Source organism: Paenibacillus sp. FSL H8-0282 (assembly GCF_037963825.1).
GTDB classification, from domain to species: domain Bacteria; phylum Bacillota; class Bacilli; order Paenibacillales; family Paenibacillaceae; genus Paenibacillus_AQ; species Paenibacillus_AQ odorifer.
Genome location: NZ_CP150146.1, coordinates 6,434,913 through 6,453,373, shown reverse-complemented (window position 1 = coordinate 6,453,373; position 18,461 = coordinate 6,434,913). Strand labels below are relative to the sequence as shown.

General features: G+C 46.5%; 14 protein-coding genes. All 14 read left to right on the top strand.

Features of this window, described 5'->3' with window-relative positions:
* The first annotated feature begins 76 nt into the window (after positions 1-76).
* The 14 genes from NST94_RS28055 to NST94_RS27990 all read left to right on the top strand — a co-directional run bounded on the left by NST94_RS28055 (position 77) and on the right by NST94_RS27990 (position 17,681).
* Entirely contained in the window at positions 77-1,435 is a 1,359-nt protein-coding gene (locus NST94_RS28055; RefSeq protein ID WP_076123985.1) for a spore germination protein, read from the top strand.
* A complete protein-coding gene (locus tag NST94_RS28050; RefSeq protein WP_076301457.1) occupies positions 1,435-2,535 on the top strand; it encodes a GerAB/ArcD/ProY family transporter in 1,101 nt (366 codons plus the stop codon). The genes NST94_RS28055 and NST94_RS28050 overlap by 1 nt, the downstream gene beginning before the upstream one ends.
* The gene (locus NST94_RS28045) at positions 2,532-3,629 is read left to right on the top strand and encodes a Ger(x)C family spore germination protein (protein WP_076123981.1); all 1,098 of its coding nucleotides are present in this window, start codon (positions 2,532-2,534) and stop codon (positions 3,627-3,629) included. Before NST94_RS28050 ends, NST94_RS28045 begins: the two co-directional genes overlap by 4 nt.
* 91 nt (positions 3,630-3,720) lie before the next feature.
* Entirely contained in the window at positions 3,721-4,116 is a 396-nt protein-coding gene (locus NST94_RS28040; protein WP_076123979.1) for a transcriptional repressor, read from the top strand.
* Between the two features lie 229 nt (positions 4,117-4,345).
* Positions 4,346-6,349 (top strand): methyl-accepting chemotaxis protein, encoded by a 2,004-nt coding sequence (locus tag NST94_RS28035; protein ID WP_179086281.1) that lies wholly within the window; start codon positions 4,346-4,348, stop codon positions 6,347-6,349.
* A 103-nt stretch (positions 6,350-6,452) separates the two neighbouring features.
* Positions 6,453-7,265 carry a uroporphyrinogen-III synthase gene (locus NST94_RS28030; protein WP_076282139.1) on the top strand — a complete coding sequence of 271 codons (813 nt, stop codon included), beginning with the start codon at positions 6,453-6,455 and terminating at the stop codon, positions 7,263-7,265.
* Positions 7,266-7,470: 205 nt separating this feature from the next.
* On the top strand, positions 7,471-8,109 hold the full coding sequence (locus NST94_RS28025) for a ThuA domain-containing protein (RefSeq protein WP_076123974.1): 639 nt from the start codon (positions 7,471-7,473) through the stop codon (positions 8,107-8,109).
* Between the two features lie 98 nt (positions 8,110-8,207).
* Positions 8,208-8,555, top strand: coding sequence for a phasin family protein (locus NST94_RS28020; RefSeq protein ID WP_036681962.1), 348 nt, complete (start codon positions 8,208-8,210; stop codon positions 8,553-8,555).
* Complete coding sequence (locus NST94_RS28015) at positions 8,556-10,223, top strand: AarF/UbiB family protein (protein WP_076123972.1); 1,668 nt, start codon at positions 8,556-8,558, stop codon at positions 10,221-10,223.
* A 390-nt stretch (positions 10,224-10,613) separates the two neighbouring features.
* Positions 10,614-12,413 carry a DEAD/DEAH box helicase gene (locus NST94_RS28010; protein ID WP_081383178.1) on the top strand — a complete coding sequence of 600 codons (1,800 nt, stop codon included), beginning with the start codon at positions 10,614-10,616 and terminating at the stop codon, positions 12,411-12,413.
* 200 nt (positions 12,414-12,613) lie between these two features.
* A complete protein-coding gene (locus NST94_RS28005) occupies positions 12,614-13,480 on the top strand; it encodes a M15 family metallopeptidase (protein WP_076179201.1) in 867 nt (288 codons plus the stop codon).
* A 141-nt stretch (positions 13,481-13,621) separates the two neighbouring features.
* A complete protein-coding gene (locus NST94_RS28000; protein WP_036681956.1) occupies positions 13,622-14,098 on the top strand; it encodes a glutathione peroxidase in 477 nt (158 codons plus the stop codon).
* A 248-nt stretch (positions 14,099-14,346) separates the two neighbouring features.
* On the top strand, positions 14,347-15,981 hold the full coding sequence (locus NST94_RS27995) for a formate--tetrahydrofolate ligase (RefSeq protein WP_076301455.1): 1,635 nt from the start codon (positions 14,347-14,349) through the stop codon (positions 15,979-15,981).
* 335 nt (positions 15,982-16,316) lie between these two features.
* Complete coding sequence (locus NST94_RS27990; RefSeq protein ID WP_038573671.1) at positions 16,317-17,681, top strand: FAD-dependent oxidoreductase; 1,365 nt, start codon at positions 16,317-16,319, stop codon at positions 17,679-17,681.
* Positions 17,682-18,461 lie beyond the last annotated feature (780 nt).

Below are 18,461 nucleotides of genomic sequence, written 5' to 3'. Positions count from 1 at the left end.
GCATGAATTCAGAGAAACAGTGCCAAAATAAGGTGGAAACTGGGACGTAAAGGATAAATAGGAGGGATGATGTTCCATGTCAGTTCAACAGGATAAGGACAATATTTCTCTGGAATGGATCAAAGATCAGCTGAACGGGTTCGCGGATTTAATCGATAAAACAAGCGTTGCCCCTTTTGGGCAAATCAACCTGCTCTATATCAAAAGTGTTACAGATGCGCAGACACTCAGCCGCCACGTGATTGCGCCGTTTTATGAAATGGAGAGTATTAGCGCTTATCAGGATTACATTATGACTTATCCGGGCACTGAAGAGGCGACTACGAGAGAGAAGGCGATCGACCTTTTGCTCAGTGGTTATGTGCTTCTGGGTATAAAAGATGTGATATATTTCTTCGATGCTATGAGTACGGAGAGCAGCGGTGTTAGTGAAACGTCTGCCGAAAGTATTTCACAGGGGCCGTCAGATGCACTGACAGAGGATATAGCGATTAATTTGAACATGATTCGGCGGCGTTATCAATCGACTAATCTCAAAATGGAGACCATGGTCATCGGCGATGTCTCTAAAACAAAGATAGCTATTTTATACGATGACAGTCGTGTTGACCATAACGTTTTAAAAGAATTAAGGGAGAAGATGGGAACGCTAAAGGTTGATATTTTGCAGGCTACAGGAGAGCTTGAGAAGTTTATAAGCAGTGACAAATTAAGAATACTCCCTAAGTCCATCATCACCGAAAGACCGGATAGAGTGGTGTTTAATTTGTCTGAAGGAAAAGTAGCGATAGTGCTGGATACAACCGGTTATGCGATAGTGCTGCCTTCTATTTTTAATGATTTCTTTACATCCATGGATGATAAAATACAATTTCCTATCGTGGGGCGATTCCTAAAGCTGCTTCGGATTATCGGTGTGTGCATGACGTTGTGGCTGCCTGCGCTCTATGTAACACTCACCTCGTATAACCCAGAGATTATTCGTGTGCAGATTGCCTTGCTTATTGCGGGCAGTCGTGCGACTGTGCCTTATCCATCTTTTGTGGAAGTGCTTTTAATGCTCATGATGATGGAGTTTCTGACTGAGGCGAGCTTACGGCTCCCCAAGGCAATTGGTCCAACGGCCACGACGGTAGGGGGGCTTATCTTGGGGCAGGCAGCGACGGCAGCAGGACTTGTAGGAAATATCATGATCATATTGGTTTCTGCTGTTGCGATATCTAATTTTCTAATTCCGCTGAATATGATGAGCTTGTCCATACGAGTGCTGAAGTATATTTTTCTAATTGCCGCAGCTTTTTTAGGATTGGTTGGGGTAGTAGTCTGTGTCGTGGGATTCGCAATGTATTTATGCAAACAGCGTACCTTCGGACAACCTTATTTCAGATTGTTTTTTCTCGATAATCTCGGCAAGAAGAAGGGTGGAGAGCATTGATGGCCAAAAGCCGTTATTTCTACTGTCTTTTTCTGATGAACAGCCTGATCAACATCATTAATTTTGTTCCAAGGGAACTAATAGACAGACGTTTTGGTGGCGCTTTGATGTCTATACTAATCGGAACGATTTTGGGCACTTTGTTTGTCTATATATTTACTGTACTGATTGCTAAATTCCCCGGCAAGGGGTTTCCGGAAATATTTGACTCTTTGCTTCCTAAGAATTTATCCAGAATCTTACTGGTCCTTTTTGCTGGCTTATGGTGTGTGGCCGGGGGAGTTACATTGCTTTCTTTTGTAGATATTACGCTGCGGTTTATCAGTCCGGATTCGAGTCCTTATACGGTTGTGATCAGTTTTTTAGTCTTGGTCTGCATCTGCTGTCGCTTCGATTCTCTATCACTCTTGTATGGGCTTGAAATCATTCTCAGCGTATCCTTACCTTTAATTATTTATGGCCTCGTAAAAGCATTGACCAATCCGGACTTTAATTGGGATTCTGTTCTGCAGGTCACTACATACTTCTGGCATAAGCCGGACCTAATGAGCCTTGCGGCGGCTACCTTTTCGTTTAGCGGTTACTTAAACCTGGCCATATTTAATCGGGTATTTCATGGGCTGAAGCTGAAGCATGTCTGGATTTTAGGGGTGGAGGGTCTTTTCGTATTACTCTTGACTTTTTTAGTTCCCATCGGCTATTTCGGAACCGTTGCTATTGATAGACATGTGTATACATGGTTCTCGACGGCCGACAGTATTCGGATGGAATCCTTTATTATTGAACGGATGCTGTTTATTTTTTATTTTGCCTATTTAAGTTTATCTCTGGTGAGTGTAATCGTTCATTGGCATGGAGGTTTAGAGCTTTTTAAAGGTGCTCTTTCATCTGCAAAAAAACAGTCCCCAAAAGCAGAGCGCTGGAAAGAGTGGGGGATCCTAGGCTTGTTTAGCGCGATGGTTCTTTCCTTAATGGGGCAGGATCAGTATCAACTTAATATGTTTGGTGCTTGGTTTCTGCAAATTCGCTGGTTTGGTGAGATGTTCATCATCGCTCTGTTGTTTTATTGTTATCGCAAAGCTAGGAGGGGGAAGCTATGAGAAGAGTACTTGCTGGAATTGGAATTACCTTGCTCCTTCTTCTTCCCGGTTGTGACTTCAAGGAGATTGATTTGCGGATTTTCGTGTTAGCGATCGGCGTTGACCAAGGTACAGAAGCAGGGAATTTTAAGATTAGCTTGAAGCTTGCCATCCCTCAGGGGGATGTTACTAAGATTGATGAGAAGATGCAAATCTTGACTGAGGAGTCTCCAAGCATTTCGGAAGCCCTTCGTAGAATGAAATCCAGAGTGGAAAAGGAGCTTGATTACTCCCATTGTAAATCAATTGTTTTGGGGGAAGGGGTTGCCCGTGAAGATATTCTCCATGTTATGGATTGGGCTGTGCGACGTAGAGATATCCAGCTTATTGTCAATTTTGCAATAGGGCGTCCGGAAGCACTTCAAGTGCTGAAGGTAAGACCCGAATCGGAGCGGATCCCATCGAATTCTCTTATTCTGGCTATGAGTGGACAAGGCACAGAGTCTCCATTTATTTCTAGTGTGTATTCCTTTCAGCTGATGAGAAATATCTTTGAGGAGGGGATTGATCCAATCCTGCCGATTATTGAGGCCAAAGGGGATAAGGAGTTTTTAATTGATAAAATTGCTCTGCTGAATAATGAGAAAATCAAAATGGTTCTTACGCCAAATGAGACCCGGCTATATAATCTGCTGTCACGCCCGAATCTGCGGACTAACTTACCCGCCCATTCCGAGGGAATTATGTTTCAATATTACACAGAGAGGTCATCCTCGCACTATAAAATCGTAACACCAGAGCAAGGGAAAGCTACTATTCGTTATCATATTAAGATAAAAGGTATTCTCGAAGAGAGTAGTAGCCCAGATCTGGTGACACATCACATGTTGAAGAAGATCCAGGAAGCCGGGGAAAAGGAATTGGAAGCGGATATCTTAGCATTGCTGACCAAAATACAAGCCAGTGGCCTAGATCCCTTGGGTTGGGGGCTGCATTATGGAGCAAGGCATTTTAATAACGATACGGAAATGAAAGTGTGGAAGGAGCTCTATTCTAAACTTGATTTCCAAGTGAAGGCTGATGTAAACATTAAATATTCAGGAATGATTAGGTAGCTTGTAAAGTAACATGTGGATAAAAATGGGATTGACGTTCCTATTCACAAGATTTATACTTGATCTAAAAATAAGTTAGAGGATGATAGGAATGAAAAGTCTAAATTTGACCTCCCAACGTCAAGCCGTTTACGATATCGTCCTTAATTCACATGACCATCCTACTGCTGCGGAAGTAATGAATCGGCTAGTAGAGCAGGGACATAGCTTAGCATACGGTACGGTATATAACTCTCTGCGTTATCTTTCAGATAAACAAATGATTCGTGAGCTTAAGCTTGGTGAAGCTGCCAGCAGATATGACGCACGTATGGATGATCACCAGCATATCATTTGTGAAGTTTGTGGAGCAGTGGATGAGGTTATGAATCAAGTTCCGCGTGAATGGATGAATACAGTGGCCAAGGATACCGGTTATACCATTGGTCATGCTCATGTAGTATTCGGGGGCGTCTGCCCAAACTGTAAGAACAAAAAGAATAATTAGGATAGAGGTGCCGGAGCCTGTGCTGCGGTAATAATATGTATATCCGGAGAGACCGCTTTCATTGAGGCGGCCTTTTTTGTTGCATTTATATGACAATTCTCAAAAAAAATGAGAAAAACAAAGAAAGATAGGAGGAAAATCGGTTCCTAAAACAGATTTTAAATTATATATTAAGTCTGGTAAATGTATCCTTGCCTAAGACTCAGATGAGAGAGAGATGATGACGTCTATGAAAAAAAATGCGGGTATGACTATCCGTACCAAGTTAATTCTTACATACCTAATAATACTGCTGCTGCCCAGTATTATAATAGGCTGGCGAACCTATCAAGCTGCCAGCCAGGAAGTGGAAGATCAACTGGTGAACAATGCTACCGAAAGTGTGTTGGCCGTAAATGAAATCATTAACTCTAATATTCAATCCAAAATAGATGCGATTTCCTATTTTGCCGCGGAGTTTTCATCTGAGGGGATCAACAGTGAGGGATCTGGGGGGACTTCCTCTGCTGTAAAAGCCAGACTGAAGGAATATGTGGCGCTGCATCCGGATGTACTGGACATTTATGTGGGTACAAGCAATGGCAAGGCTATTCATGCTTTAGATGCTAAGCTGCCAGAGGGTTATGATCCAAGGCAGGAAAGCGCCTATATTAATTCTCTGAAGCAAGGAAAAGGGGCAGTGATTTCTCCGGCTTTTCAAACCGTAAATAAGGAAACCGCGATTGCGATATCAACGGTTCTTAAGGGCGGTGATGGGGTGATCACAATGAATCTTAACCTGTCTACTTTAGGGGAGCTGACCTCAATTAAGGTAGGCAAGGAAGGTTATATCCTCATCGTTGATAACAGCAAGAAGTTTCTAGTTCATCCTACAGAAGCTATCGGGCAGGAATCGTCTGATGATTTTGTTAAGAAAATGTTCGAGAAAGAACAAGGGGTCTTCGATTATGTCTTCAAGGATACGTCCAAAAAGATGACCTTTATGGTCAATGAACTGACGGGTTGGAGAATCGGAGGTACGATCAGCATTGATGAGGTTAACTCAGCAACTAGTGGAATCCGCGATACAGCTCTGCTTGTTATTGTAGTTTCCGTTCTGCTTGCGCTGGTTGTGATCTATTTTAATATTCAATCGATTTTGAGACCGCTTTTCCGGCTGCGGAAAGCAACTGCGGTGATAGCCAAAGGTGATCTGTCGGAAGACATGGGTGTTTTCCGTAAAGATGAAATAGGGCTGCTGGCAGAGAATTTTCAATTAATGGTGATCAGCTTGCGCGAGATGATCATTGGCGTGCAGGAGATGACAAGCAATGTCTCCTCCTCAGCGGAAGAACTGACGGCTAGTGCGGATCAGACTGCCCAAACGATTGAGCAGGTGACCATAGCGATTCAGGACGTAGCGGCAGGGACGGAGCGACAGGTGGTTAGTGTACGAAAAGGAATGGAGAGCACTGCCGCTACAGCTAGTGAGGTCGAGCAGATTTCCACATATATGGAGCAAGTATCCACAATGATGGACAAGACTTCACTCTCAGCATCGGAAGGTAATGATTCGGTTATCAGCGTGGTGGACAAAATCAATGGTATCCATGAAACGGTCGGAGAGCTGGGCAGTGTAATTGACAAGCTGAATGAAAGAACCAGTCAAATTGAGGGCATTGTTGGTGTCATCACCGGGATTGCCCGCCAGACCAACCTGCTGGCTCTCAATGCTTCCATTGAGGCAGCCAGAGCCGGGGAACAAGGGCGTGGATTTGCGGTGGTTGCTGCCGAGGTGCGTAAGCTGGCAGAGGAATCAGAGAGATCCGCACATTTGATTGCCGAACAGATTACCGCTATTAATAGTGAAATGCTGCTGGTAACTCATACGATGGAAGACACCAGACAGCGCGTATCCGAAGGCATTGAGGCTGTGGATACTTCCGGACGTTCTTTCTCCCGTATCCGAAGAGCAGTAAAGAGTGCCGCGGAGAAGATTGAAGCCATGGGTGGGGTTGTGCAGACTTTATTGGTGGAATCTAATGATATGGAGAAGGCTATTGGGGAAATTCGCGGCATATCGGAAGAGGCGGCTGTGAATACAGAAACTATCGCAACTGCCGCACAAGAGCAGCTTGCTTCTGTAGAGGAGATGGCATCCTCGTCTACCGACCTTAGCCGTCTTGCAGAAGAACTGCAGAAGCTGGCGAGCCGCTTTAAGATAAACGCTTCTGGTAATAAGAATGATTTCTGATAGGAGAACCGTGCTTTTTATCTTCCCTTTTGAACTCCTTTGCAAGTATACTGATAAACAATAATGTTGGGTTAGGCAATGGAGAGAGGAGAGATAATAGGAAATGGCAGAGCAATTAAAAGGGATCACTGTCGCCTTGGCGGGTCCGCGCAAATCGGAAGAAATGGCCAAGCTGGTTCAGAATATGGGGGGGACGGCAGTAGGCCGGCCTGCTCAAGGGACTGTATTTCTTGATGACGAGGCCTTGCAGAAAGGTTTGAATGCATGGATCAATCAGCCTCCCTACTTGGCGATCCTGACTACAGGGATGGGACTTGATGCTCTCTTCGATATGGCTGAGCGAATGGGGATCGAAGAACGTTTCTTAGAAGTACTTTCTGGTTCTATTATTGCCGCACGGGGTTATAAGACAGTGAATGCTTTGAAAAAAAGAGGACTTACGCCGGAGGTTCGTGACGACGACGGAAGTACAATCGGATTGATTCGTGGGCTTCAATCCCTGAATTTGCAAGGGAAAGAAGTCGTTCTTCAGCTGCACGGCGATCCAGCTCCTCATATGCTTGCATGGCTGCAGGAGGCTGGGGCTACTACCCGCCAAGTGCTGCCGTATCGCCATACCCCACCTGAGCCGGGCGAACTGGAAAGATTGCTTCTAGAAATCATATCAGGCAAAATTGATGCCGTGGCTTTTACGAGTGCACCACAGTTTCGTTTCCTCTGTCAATTTGCCCGGGAACAGGGAAAGCTGGAAGAAATGCTGAAGTCTTTCGAGGATAAAGTGCTTGCTGTTTCTGTAGGACGGATTACCTCTGAGGCGCTTAAAGAAGAGGGCGTACAGCGTATCATTATGCCTGAGCATGAACGGATGGGAAGCATGATTGTAGAGCTAGGCAAATATGTGGCGGCGAATCGCTAAGTCACAAGTTGCGTCAGCTTTACACGAATGACGTTATCGCACAGAAGCATTCCCGCCTGTTATCATGGCCGGGGATGCTTTTTTACCCGGAAAAATAAGCCCAAAGAGCAATATACCTGCCATCTGCATGGACATTCGCGGCAGTTTTCCTTAGAATATAGGCAACATGTGACGAATAATAACAACGAATAAGGAGGAGGATCCCATGGACAAGAGAAAATGTCTATTACTTGGTGATTACACCCATCCCCGGTTTCATCCACTTCAAGGAGTGGACCAACAAATTAGTGAGATCTTAAATGATTTATTAACCGTGCAATGTTCAGAAAATAAAAAATTAATGCGCATTGAGCATTTAGCAAGTTATGACCTATGTATTGCTTACAATGAATTGTGGAACGAAACAGTCTCCCCTCAACAAACGGCTGGTTTGCTCAGCTATGTAAGTGGAGGAGGCGGACTCATTGTTCTTCATACGGGAGCTTCGCTGACGAAACGTAACGAGCTTGCACAGCTAATCGGGGGTCGATTTAACGGACACACAGCTTACGAACCCCTGAACTTCAAAGTGCTAGAGCATGACATTACCGAAGGTGTGGAAGATTTCCAATTGGATGAGGAGCCCTATCATTTTGAATTTGACCCGTTCACAGAACGGACTATTCTACTTCAATATGAATCTGAGGGGCAATGGATTCCAGCTGCATGGTGCCATAGCTATGGTTTAGGACGAGTAGTATTCCTTATGCCTGGTCATCATGAACCTTCCTTCCGTCATCCGGCACTACGTAAACTAATTCTACAGGCGGCTACTTGGGCTGCCCGTATTCCGGTCACTAACTAAGCAATGTTGTGTTTTTTTTGAAATACGTACACAGTGGGGTATACTTTAATCATAAACTCCGTTATGTAATGAAACGGAATCTTTGGGAGGAAAGTGCCATGAGTGATTTGTTTAAAAAAGCGATCTCTTTAGGAGTGGGCCTCACCATTGTCAGTAAGGAAAAAGTAGAGAAGGTTGTTGAAGAACTAGTGAAACGCGGGGAGCTTGCTCCTTCGGAATCTAGGGCTCTCGTCGATCGGCTAATTGAACGTGGTGAGGAAGAACGAGGCATGTTCAAATCTGCTGTACAAGAGCAAGTACAACGCGTGCTGAAGGAAATGAATGTGCCTGTACAAAACGATATTGCCGAGCTGGAAGGGCGAATTGCAGTATTGGAGCGCCGGTTGGCCGAGCTAGAGGGGATTTCCCATCTAGAGGGAACATCGGCGGAAACGCGTTCGGACTAAATGGCAGTACGCATTAGACATGCCGGACGTTACCGGGCAATCGCCATGGCGCTTATGCGCCATGGTTTTGGCTATATGGTGGAAGAGCTGGGGCTCTATCACTTACTATCCCTTCCACGTCGTCTTGTAACGCAGGAAGCACACACAAGCCTTACGCTTGGGGAGCGGATTCGGCTGGTGCTGGAGGATTTGGGTCCAACCTTTATTAAGCTGGGACAACTCGCCAGTACCCGTTCAGATCTGCTGCCTGATTCTATTATTCAGGAATTGGTAAAACTACAGGATAATGTGCCTCCTTTTCCTGTCGACCGCGTGCGCGCGATCATTGAGCAGGAACTGGATCAGCATATGGATGAAATCTTTAATTCTTTTGAGGATACGCCACTTGCTGCGGCATCCATCGGTCAGGTGCATAGGGCTGTGCTTCACAGTGGACAAGTCGTAGCTGTTAAAGTTCAACGTCCGGGTATTCTGCGAACGATGAGCAGGGATTTGGAAATCCTCAAAGATTTAAGCACGCTTGCTGAAAAGCGGCTCGCTTGGGCGAGGCAATATCAGCTGTGCCGTATGGTAGAGGAGTTCTCGAAATCGCTGCTTGGCGAGCTGGATTACAGCCAAGAGGGGCGTAATGCAGAGAAAATCGATCAGCAGATGGATTATGAGGGAGTGTACATCCCGGATATCTATTGGGACTATACGTCAACACGAGTGCTGACGATGGAATATGTGGTAGGGACAACGCTGAGTCGTCGCGATGAGTTGCTGAGTAAAGGCGTTAAGCTTAAAGCCATTGCTCAGCAACTTGTGGAAATGATGCTTAGACAAATCTTCATTCATGGTTTTTTCCATGCTGATCCTCATCCGGGCAATGTTATACGGATGGGTGATGGAAAGCTGGCTTTGATTGATTTTGGCATGATGGGTCGGCTGAATGAGGAGATGAAGGAGCAGCTGTCTGCACTTATTATCGCTCTGATGCGCAAAAATACGGATGCGATGGTCCGGGCAATTTTGCGTCTTGGAGTCATTCCTGAGGATGCTGATCGAAGTGCGCTGCATGATGATATGGATCGGCTGCGGGATGAATATTATGATGTTCCATTTAGCAAAATGAGTATAGGCAAAGCCCTAAATGATCTGTTCGGCATAGCGCGAAAACACCGTCTAGTGCTGCCGCCGGATTTGACGATGTTAGGGAAGACAATGCTCACGCTGGAGGGAGTCATCAGCAACTTAGATCCAACCATCAGTATTTTGGAGATGGCGGAACCCTTTGGGCGGGAACTTGTGAAGCAGCGCTTTAGCGGCAGTCGATTGCAGCGTAAGTTCCTGGGAGGCGTAGCCGACTTAACAGAGAGTCTGCTGGAGCTTCCTGGGCAGGCTAAGCAGTTATCCGCGCTGATCAGTAAGGGAAAGATAAAGGTGGAGATTGTGGCACCTGAGATGCAGAATCTGGAGCGTAAGCTGGACCGGGTAGGTAACCGTTTAGCATTCAGTATTGTGATGCTCGCGTTTAGCATCATCATGACAGGACTCATTATTGGTACTGCAATGCGTGGACAGCCTTCAGTGTTATGGAATTTCCCTACAGTGGAGGTTGGCAGCGTAGTGGCACTTCTGATGTTCTTGTGGCTGATCTATGCGATTTTTAAATCGGGAAGGTTCTAGCTTAAGGGATTTGAATAATTATTCTTCAGCAGTTTCACACAAATGCCTTTCTATCAAGTACAATATAAAAGATAACTTTCTAAGCTTAACTTTACTTCTATTGTATAAAGTGGAATGGAACGCAAATGGAGTGCCGTCTTAACGTCCGGTGGATCGCTGCTGCCCAGAAACCGAACTTTGACCGCACTCTTTTAACGGGTCAAGGGATACATGGGACGGAAGGATGCCGGTGACGGTGTTCTTCCGCTTTTGTTTGAATATAGCTGAATCTGAAGCATATGCCCCAGAACAGGACAGCCTATGCAGGCTGCCTCATACAGGGCTTTTGAAGACGGAAGTTAAGAAAGAGATGTAATCAAATTAAACCGAGAAAATAGTGAGGTGGAGAATTTGCCGGGATTTAAAGATTTAGGAGTTTCAGAATTACTGTGTACATTGCTTCAAAGTCAAGGCATTGTTAAGCCTACGCCAGTGCAACAGGAAGCCATTCCGCCATTGGTGCAGGGCTTGGACGTAATAGCTAGAGCGAAGACAGGTACAGGGAAGACCTTGGCCTTTTTGCTGCCAATTATGGACAAGATCCATACGGAGCGGGCTTACCCTCAGGCGCTGATTATGGCTCCAACACGTGAGCTGGCTTTGCAAATTACAGAAGAGGCACGCAAGCTGGCGCGTCATACGGATATCAAAATATTGGCGGTTTACGGTGGTCAAGATGTAGAGAAGCAACTGCGCAAGCTGGAAGGCGGCAGACATCTTATCATCGGTACACCGGGCAGACTTTTGGATCATATGCGCCGGGAAACGCTGGATCTTAGCGGTGTAAAAATGCTCGTTCTGGACGAAGCAGATCAAATGCTGCACATGGGCTTTTTGGAGGATGTTGAGACTATCATTACGGCTGTGCCTTATCGCCGTCAGACTATGTTGTTCTCCGCGACAATGCCTGATCCGATTAAACGTCTCGCTGCTAATTACATGAAAGAGCCACTGGATATCATCATTAAGAGTGGTTCGCCGATTCCGCTGGATAATATCAAACAGCAAGTAGTGGAATGCTCGGACCGTAATAAAGAAGAAGCGCTCAAATCCCTCATTGAACGGGATCGTCCTTACTTGGCTATTATTTTCTGCCGGACGAAACGACGGGTATCCAATTTGAACGAAGCGCTGCAAGCAGCCGGTTATGAATGTGACGAGCTGCACGGTGATTTGTCCCAAGGTAAACGTGAAGGCGTGATGAAAAGATTCCGTGATGCGAAGCTGCAGCTGCTTGTAGCGACAGACGTAGCAGCTCGGGGTCTGGATGTTGAAGGTATTACTCACATCTTTAATTATGATATGCCGCTTGATGTGGATAGCTATATTCACCGGATCGGCCGGACTGGCCGTGCTGGAGGCAAAGGGCTTGCAATAACTTTCGTATCTCCACGTGATCAAGAGGGTCTGGATTTGATCGAGCATGGCATCTCGCAGCGGCTGGATCGCCGCCGTTACGAGAAGGATGAATTCGGCGTTGGCGAATTCATCCCTGTGCAAGGCGGCGGACGCCACGGCGGTCGCCAAAGCGGCGGCGCTGAGGCAGCGCGCACGGGCCGCGGGCCGAAGACCGGCGGCTCTGGCCGCGGCGGAGCTCCGCGCGGCGAAGGCGGAGCGCGGCAAGGTGGCCGTGGCCGCGGTAAAGAAGCAGGCGGCTGGGGCGCGCCTGCAGAAGGTCGCCGCGGTCGTTCCGATGCGGCGGCGGGCAAGCGTGGCGGCAGCGGCTATGACACTGCTGCTCCTAAGGGCGGCGGCAAGGCTGCCGGCGTAGTGCGAGTAGGCGGCGGCTATGGCGCCTTCGCCTCCCGAGGCGAAGCGTCTGCCAGCGGTAACGCGGCAACGCCTAGCGCTGGTTCGCGCGGTGCGAACCGGAAGGGCGGACCAAGCACTGGCTACAGTGAGAACGTAGCTAGAGGTGCGGACGGCGGTGCCTACACTGGAGGCACTCCACGTGGCGGCTTAGGCAGCGGCTACGGTGCAGGCCCGTCTAGAGGCGGCAAAGGTGGTAAAGGCAGCAAAGGCGGATACGCCGGTGCCAAGGGTGGCGCTGCTGGCAAAGGCGGCCGCAACAGCGGCGGCGGATCTTCACGCGGTGGCCGTAGCAATGGATCCGGTGGCTTTAAAAGCGGCGGTCGCGGCACTTCCAGATAAAGTTAGTAGAGTTTTATAGATGAAACTTGTTACCATAGGGTAGTTAGCGCTGAAGCTAATGACCTATGGTAACCTTTATTTTATAGCGTGGAACATATTGATTTTTATATTAAAAATAGGTTCTTAGTGAAACATTTATGAAGGAAAGCCTGTCTAATAGATAAATAGAATGTTCGGCTTCGAGGAGGAAGAACTTACAGATGTCAAAAAAATTTAAAATTATAATCTTGTTAATTGTCGTTATTGCTGTCGGTTGGGGAATAGGAAAGTACACGTCTCCTTCTGCTTCGGAGAGTAACGGTTCAAATATAAATGTGGGGGATAATCTTCAAGGTGAGCCTGGGGAGACGGGGGAAAGTGATGGAGGGGGGATTACAGACCCGGCAGTAGCTGATCCATCGGATACACCAGATCCATCAGAACCCTCTAGTCCGCCTGAATCAGGCGGTGATAATGCAGGTAGTGTTCCAGATCCTATATCTGCAGAGCCTGATAGTATTACAGTGATGGTAAATAAGCAGTATGGTTTGCCTGATAATTATAAACCAACGGATCTTGTCTATCCTGATGTCCGGTTTACCTTCAAAGAGAAAATCGAAAAGCGTATGATGCGCAGCGAAGCCGCTAAAGCCTTGGAGAAGATGTTCGCAGGTGCAGAGGAAGACGGAATTTATTTAGCAGGCGTTTCTGCCTACCGCTCACAGGCAACCCAGACGACTTTGTATAACCGTTATGTGGAGAGAGACGGGGAAGAAAAAGCCCGTACTTACAGTGCAGTCCCTGGCTATAGCGAGCATCAGACCGGGCTGGCTATTGATGTCTCGGGAAGTGATGGCAAGTGTGCCGCTGAGAGCTGTTTTGGTGGGACGAAGGAAGCTGAGTGGTTGGCCAAGCATGTAGGGGAATATGGTTTTATCATCAGATATCCTGAAGGTAAGCAAGACATTACCGGATATAAGTACGAGCCTTGGCATATCCGTTATGTAGGTAAGGACATTGCTGCCTATATCAATGAGAAGGATATTACGTTGGAAGAATATTATGACGCAATTCCGGTATCGAAATAACACAGACGCAGAGAGCAGTCCTATGAAATTTGTAGGGCTGCTTTTTCTATGGCTATAAAAAGAGTTCAGAAGTTGCATTCCCTTACAGTTCGGGTAAGATACGTAGTGTAGTCTAAGTAAAAGGAAAGAAGGGGAATAAAGATGTCGATCTACAATTTTGCCGGCGTTACACCTTCGGGTAAAGAAGTGCCGTTTGCGGAGTATGAAGGTAAGGTGCTGCTGATTGCTAATACGGCTAGTAAGTGCGGACTTACGCCACAGTATGGAGATCTTCAGAAACTATACGAACAGTATAGCGATCAAGGACTTGTAGTATTAGGATTCCCCTGCAACCAGTTTGCGGGCCAAGAGCCAGGTACGAGTGAAGAGGCTGAGGAATTCTGTCAGATTAATTATGGAGTTACCTTTCCGGTATTCGCCAAAGTTGATGTTAATGGACCGGATGCCAGCCCGCTTTTCAATTATTTGAAGGAGCAGCAGCCTGGTGCTGGAGACAGCAGCGACATTAGCTGGAATTTCACCAAATTTCTTATTGATCGCAGCGGCAATGTAGTGGCTCGTGTGGAGCCCAAAGAATCGCCGGAAACGATGAAACAACATATTGAGTCACTACTGTAGATCCATTATGGGGTCAGTTGCAGAGTGATCTTCCAAGTATCCCTTCGACTCGGTTTCGACCGATGCTCGCGGGGATTTTCTTTTTTTAAAGGATTAATGGAGATTGCCTTGAATTTTTATTGTGATAAATTATACTTGACGCTTTAAAAAGACGATGTATCCTTTGAAGAGAATATAGCAACTGAGCGAACATGCATAAAAAAGCGGAGTACAGCAGGATAATAACGGCAGGAGGGTTTTATACAAGCATGAAGTTAATTACAGAGGTAGCAGCACAAGCAGGAATCGACGAGCAGCATCTGGAACTATACGGCAAATATAAAAGCAAACTCTCACCTTCCTTATGGGAGGATATGAAAAACAAGCCAGATGGCAAGCTGGTTCTGGTCACTGCGGTGAATCCGACCCCTGCTGGCGAGGGTAAGACCTTAACAACCATCGGGTTGGCGCAGGCAATGAATGCAGCAGGAGTGAAGACCGTGGCTGCTTTACGTGAGCCCTCGCTTGGGCCTTGCTTAGGGATGAAGGGCGGCGCAACAGGCGGCGGGAAGTCGCAGATTGTTCCGGCTGATGAGATTAATTTGCACTTTACCGGTGACATTCATGCGGTAACTTCTGCGCATAATTTATTGTCCGCAATGATTGACAATCATATCTTCCAAGGCAATGAGCTGGGACTGGATCCGCAGCGTATCGTTTGGAAACGTGTCATGGATATGAACGACCGCAGCCTGCGCAGTATTGTGACTGGGCTCGGGGACGGAAATGGAGCGGTACGGGAAAGTGGCTTTCAGATTACAACGGCTTCTGAGATTATGGCTGTGTTATGCTTATGCGATAACCTTATTGATCTCAAGAAGCGTTTAAACCGTATTCTGATTGGATATGACCAAGAGGGACAACCGGTAACAGCCGAGCAAATCGGGGCCGTTGAAGCGATGACAGCGCTGCTTAAGGAAGCAGTTAAGCCAAACTTGGTACAGACTCTGGAAGGTACGCCTGTTATTGTGCACGGGGGGCCGTTTGCGAATATCGCTCATGGCTGCAGCAGTGTTATTGGCACTCGTTATGCCCTTAAGCTGGGAGATGTTGTGGTCACCGAAGCAGGCTTCGGAGCGGATCTTGGTGCAGAGAAATTCATGGATATCAAATGCCAACAGGCCGGGTTAACCCCTTCTGCTGCTGTTCTTGTCGTAACTGTTAAGTCCTTAAAATATAACGGTGGTGTGCCTAAAGGCGAGCTTCTAACCGAGAATCGGACGGCGCTGCGCGCGGGATTGGTGAACTTAGAACGTCATGTAGAGAATCTCGGTAAATTTGGAGTCCCTGTTTTAGTTGCCATAAATCATTTTGAAGGGGACAGTGAGGGCGAGATTAATGATGTATTGGAGGCCTGCCGCAATTTAAACGTGCCAGCTGCGATCTCAAAAGTATGGGCGGAAGGTAGTGCAGGTGGACAGGAGCTGGCTTCTGAACTGAACAAGCTCTTGGACAATAGTGGTCCGAGCCAGTTTGCTCCTCTGTATGAGAAGGATCTCGACATTTCATCCAAAATCAACAAAATTGTCCATGAGATCTACCGCGGGGCAGAAGTGAATTTTTCCCCGGCGGCTAAGCGGAGTCTGGCGGTTATCGAGCGGCTTGGGCTAAATGATCTTCAAGTATGTTTGGCGAAAACGCCTTATTCCTTCTCCGACCAGCCTAGACTCCTCGGAGCACCGGAAGGCTTTACGATTGGTGTCCGAGATATTACCCTTTCGCTTGGTGCAGGTTTTGCGGTAGTTATTACAGGCAATATCGTTACGATGCCAGGTCTGCCAGCTAAGCCAGCCGCTGAGGGACTATGGATGGATGAGGACGGAGAGATTCACGGTTTGGTGTAAAAGTGTTTTAATAAAAGGCTTCTCCTTGTTGGTATTAGAGGGGAGGCCTTTTTTTATGCTTCCTTTGGATTCCTGCAAATGCGGATCATAATGTACCTCCCACGTGGCAAAGCTAACGGAGTCGCATTCGGCAGCAGTGGCGGAAAAAAACTTAAAATTGTGAACAATATGAGGATATAGGTAAAAAAGACTTGTAATGTGATAAATATCACAATATAATCAGTTTATAAAGTGAAATAAATCACAACTAGCCCATTGTTGATCAGATTCCATCATTGATCGGTCATGCAAGTCAAATATATAACCCGATTGTCCATTTGAAGGAGGAAGAAATAATGAAAGTAGCTGTCATTGGATGTACCCATGCCGGAACCGCCGCAATTGTAAATACTGCCCAGCTCTACCCGGATGCCGAGATTACTGTATATGAGCGTAATGATAATATTTCCTTCTTATCCTGTGGGATTGCCTTGTATGTAGGTGGAGTGGTTAAAGACCCAGAGGGGCTATTCTATTCTTCACCAGAAAAGCTTGCAGAGCTTGGCGTAAAGACCAATATGCGTCATGAAGTAACTGCAGTGGATACGAAGTCCAAAACATTGCGTGTACGCAATCTGGAGACAGGCCACGAGTTCGCTGACACCTACGATAAGCTGATTATGACTACAGGTTCATGGCCGATTGTGCCGAAGCTTGAAGGATTTGAACTCGAGGGGATTTTACTTTCCAAGAACTATGATCATTCCAACACTATTATAGAAAAAGCTAAACAAGCGAATAAAATCACCGTCGTCGGCGCTGGATATATCGGCGTTGAACTGGTGGAAGCTTTTCAAATGAATGGCAAGCAAGTTACACTAATTGATGGTGAAGATCGCATTCTGAGTAAATATCTGGACCAGGAATTTACTGCACCGATCGAACAATCTTTTCAGGATCATGGGATTAAATTGGCACTGAATGAGAAGGTCAGCTCTTTTGCAGGCAAAGACGGTAAGGTAACAAAGGTTATTACAAGCAAAGGTGAGCATGAGACAGATCTGGTCATTCTCTGCATTGGTTTCCGTCCTAATACTGAACTCTTAAAAGGTCAAGTCGATATGCTGCCTAATGGTGCCATTGTAGTCAATAACTATATGCAGACTAGCTGCCCGGATGTATATGCCGCTGGCGACAGCTGTGCCATTCATTACAACCCTACAGGCAAACACGCCTATATCCCACTGGCAACCAATGCCGTGCGGATGGGAACCTTAGTTGCACGCAACTTGGTAACAGAGACCATTCCTTATATGGGTACACAAGGGACTTCGGGCATTAAGATTTATGAAGACAATATCGCTGCAACAGGGCTTACTGAAGAAGGAGCTAAGGCTGAAGGAATGGACGTAGAAACCGCCATGATTATTGATAACTACCGTCCGGAATTTATGCCCACCTTTGAGCAGGTACAGTTAAAAGTAGTGTTTGATCGCGCCACACGCCGTATTCTCGGGGCTCAAATTATGTCCAAGATGGATCTGACGCAATCGATCAACACAGTGTCTGTATGTATTCAAAATCATATGACAATCGACCAACTAGCCTTTATCGATTTCTTCTTCCAACCGCATTACAACAAACCTTGGAACTTCCTGAATACAGTAGGTCTTCAAGCGCTGCCGACAACAGTACCAAGCAAAGAGGCTGTAACGGTTTAAAAAGAAACGATTGTTTCTGAGTGATTTATCGACGGAAAAGACAACCTTATAAAGCTAGAAAAGCAGCGATTCTCCTGTAACGGGAGGATTGCTGCTTTTTTTGTTAGGTGCAGAATGATTAGCTGCTTGGGTAGATGCAATCCAATGGCTTCGGTGATGGTAGCAAGCCAAATGTGCTCAAAAGCTACGTATAAGGTCATCTGAGTCCGATCGTGCTGAGTCATCACCTTCTGCAGAAGCTTTCGGACTCAGGAGCTCTGTATAAGGTCAACTGAGTCCGATCGTGCTGAGTCATCGCCCTCCGCAGAATTTTTCGGACTCAGAAGCCGCTATTTAGCAAATAATCGCCTTTTGAGTGTGATTTCGGACTCCAGTGCAGCTATTACATAGAATGAGGTACAACTAGTGTGTTTTTGGTGCCAATAGCGACTATGGGGTCCGATAGCGAGCCAAATGTGCTCAAGAGCTACGTATAAGGTCATCTGAGTCCGATCGTGCTGAGTCACCGCCCTCCGCAGATGCTTTCGGACTCAGAAGCCGCTATATAGCAAATAATCGCCGTTTGAGTGTGATTTCGGACTCCAATGCAGCTATTACATAGAATGAGGTACAACTAGTGTGTTTTTCGTGCTAATAGCGACTATGGGGTCCGATAGTGAGTCAAATGTGCTCGAAAGCTAAGATTAGGGTCATCTGAGTCCGATCGTGCTGAATCATCGCCCTCCGCAGAAGCTTTCGGACTCAGAAGCCGCTAATTAGCAATAAATCGCCGTTTGAGTG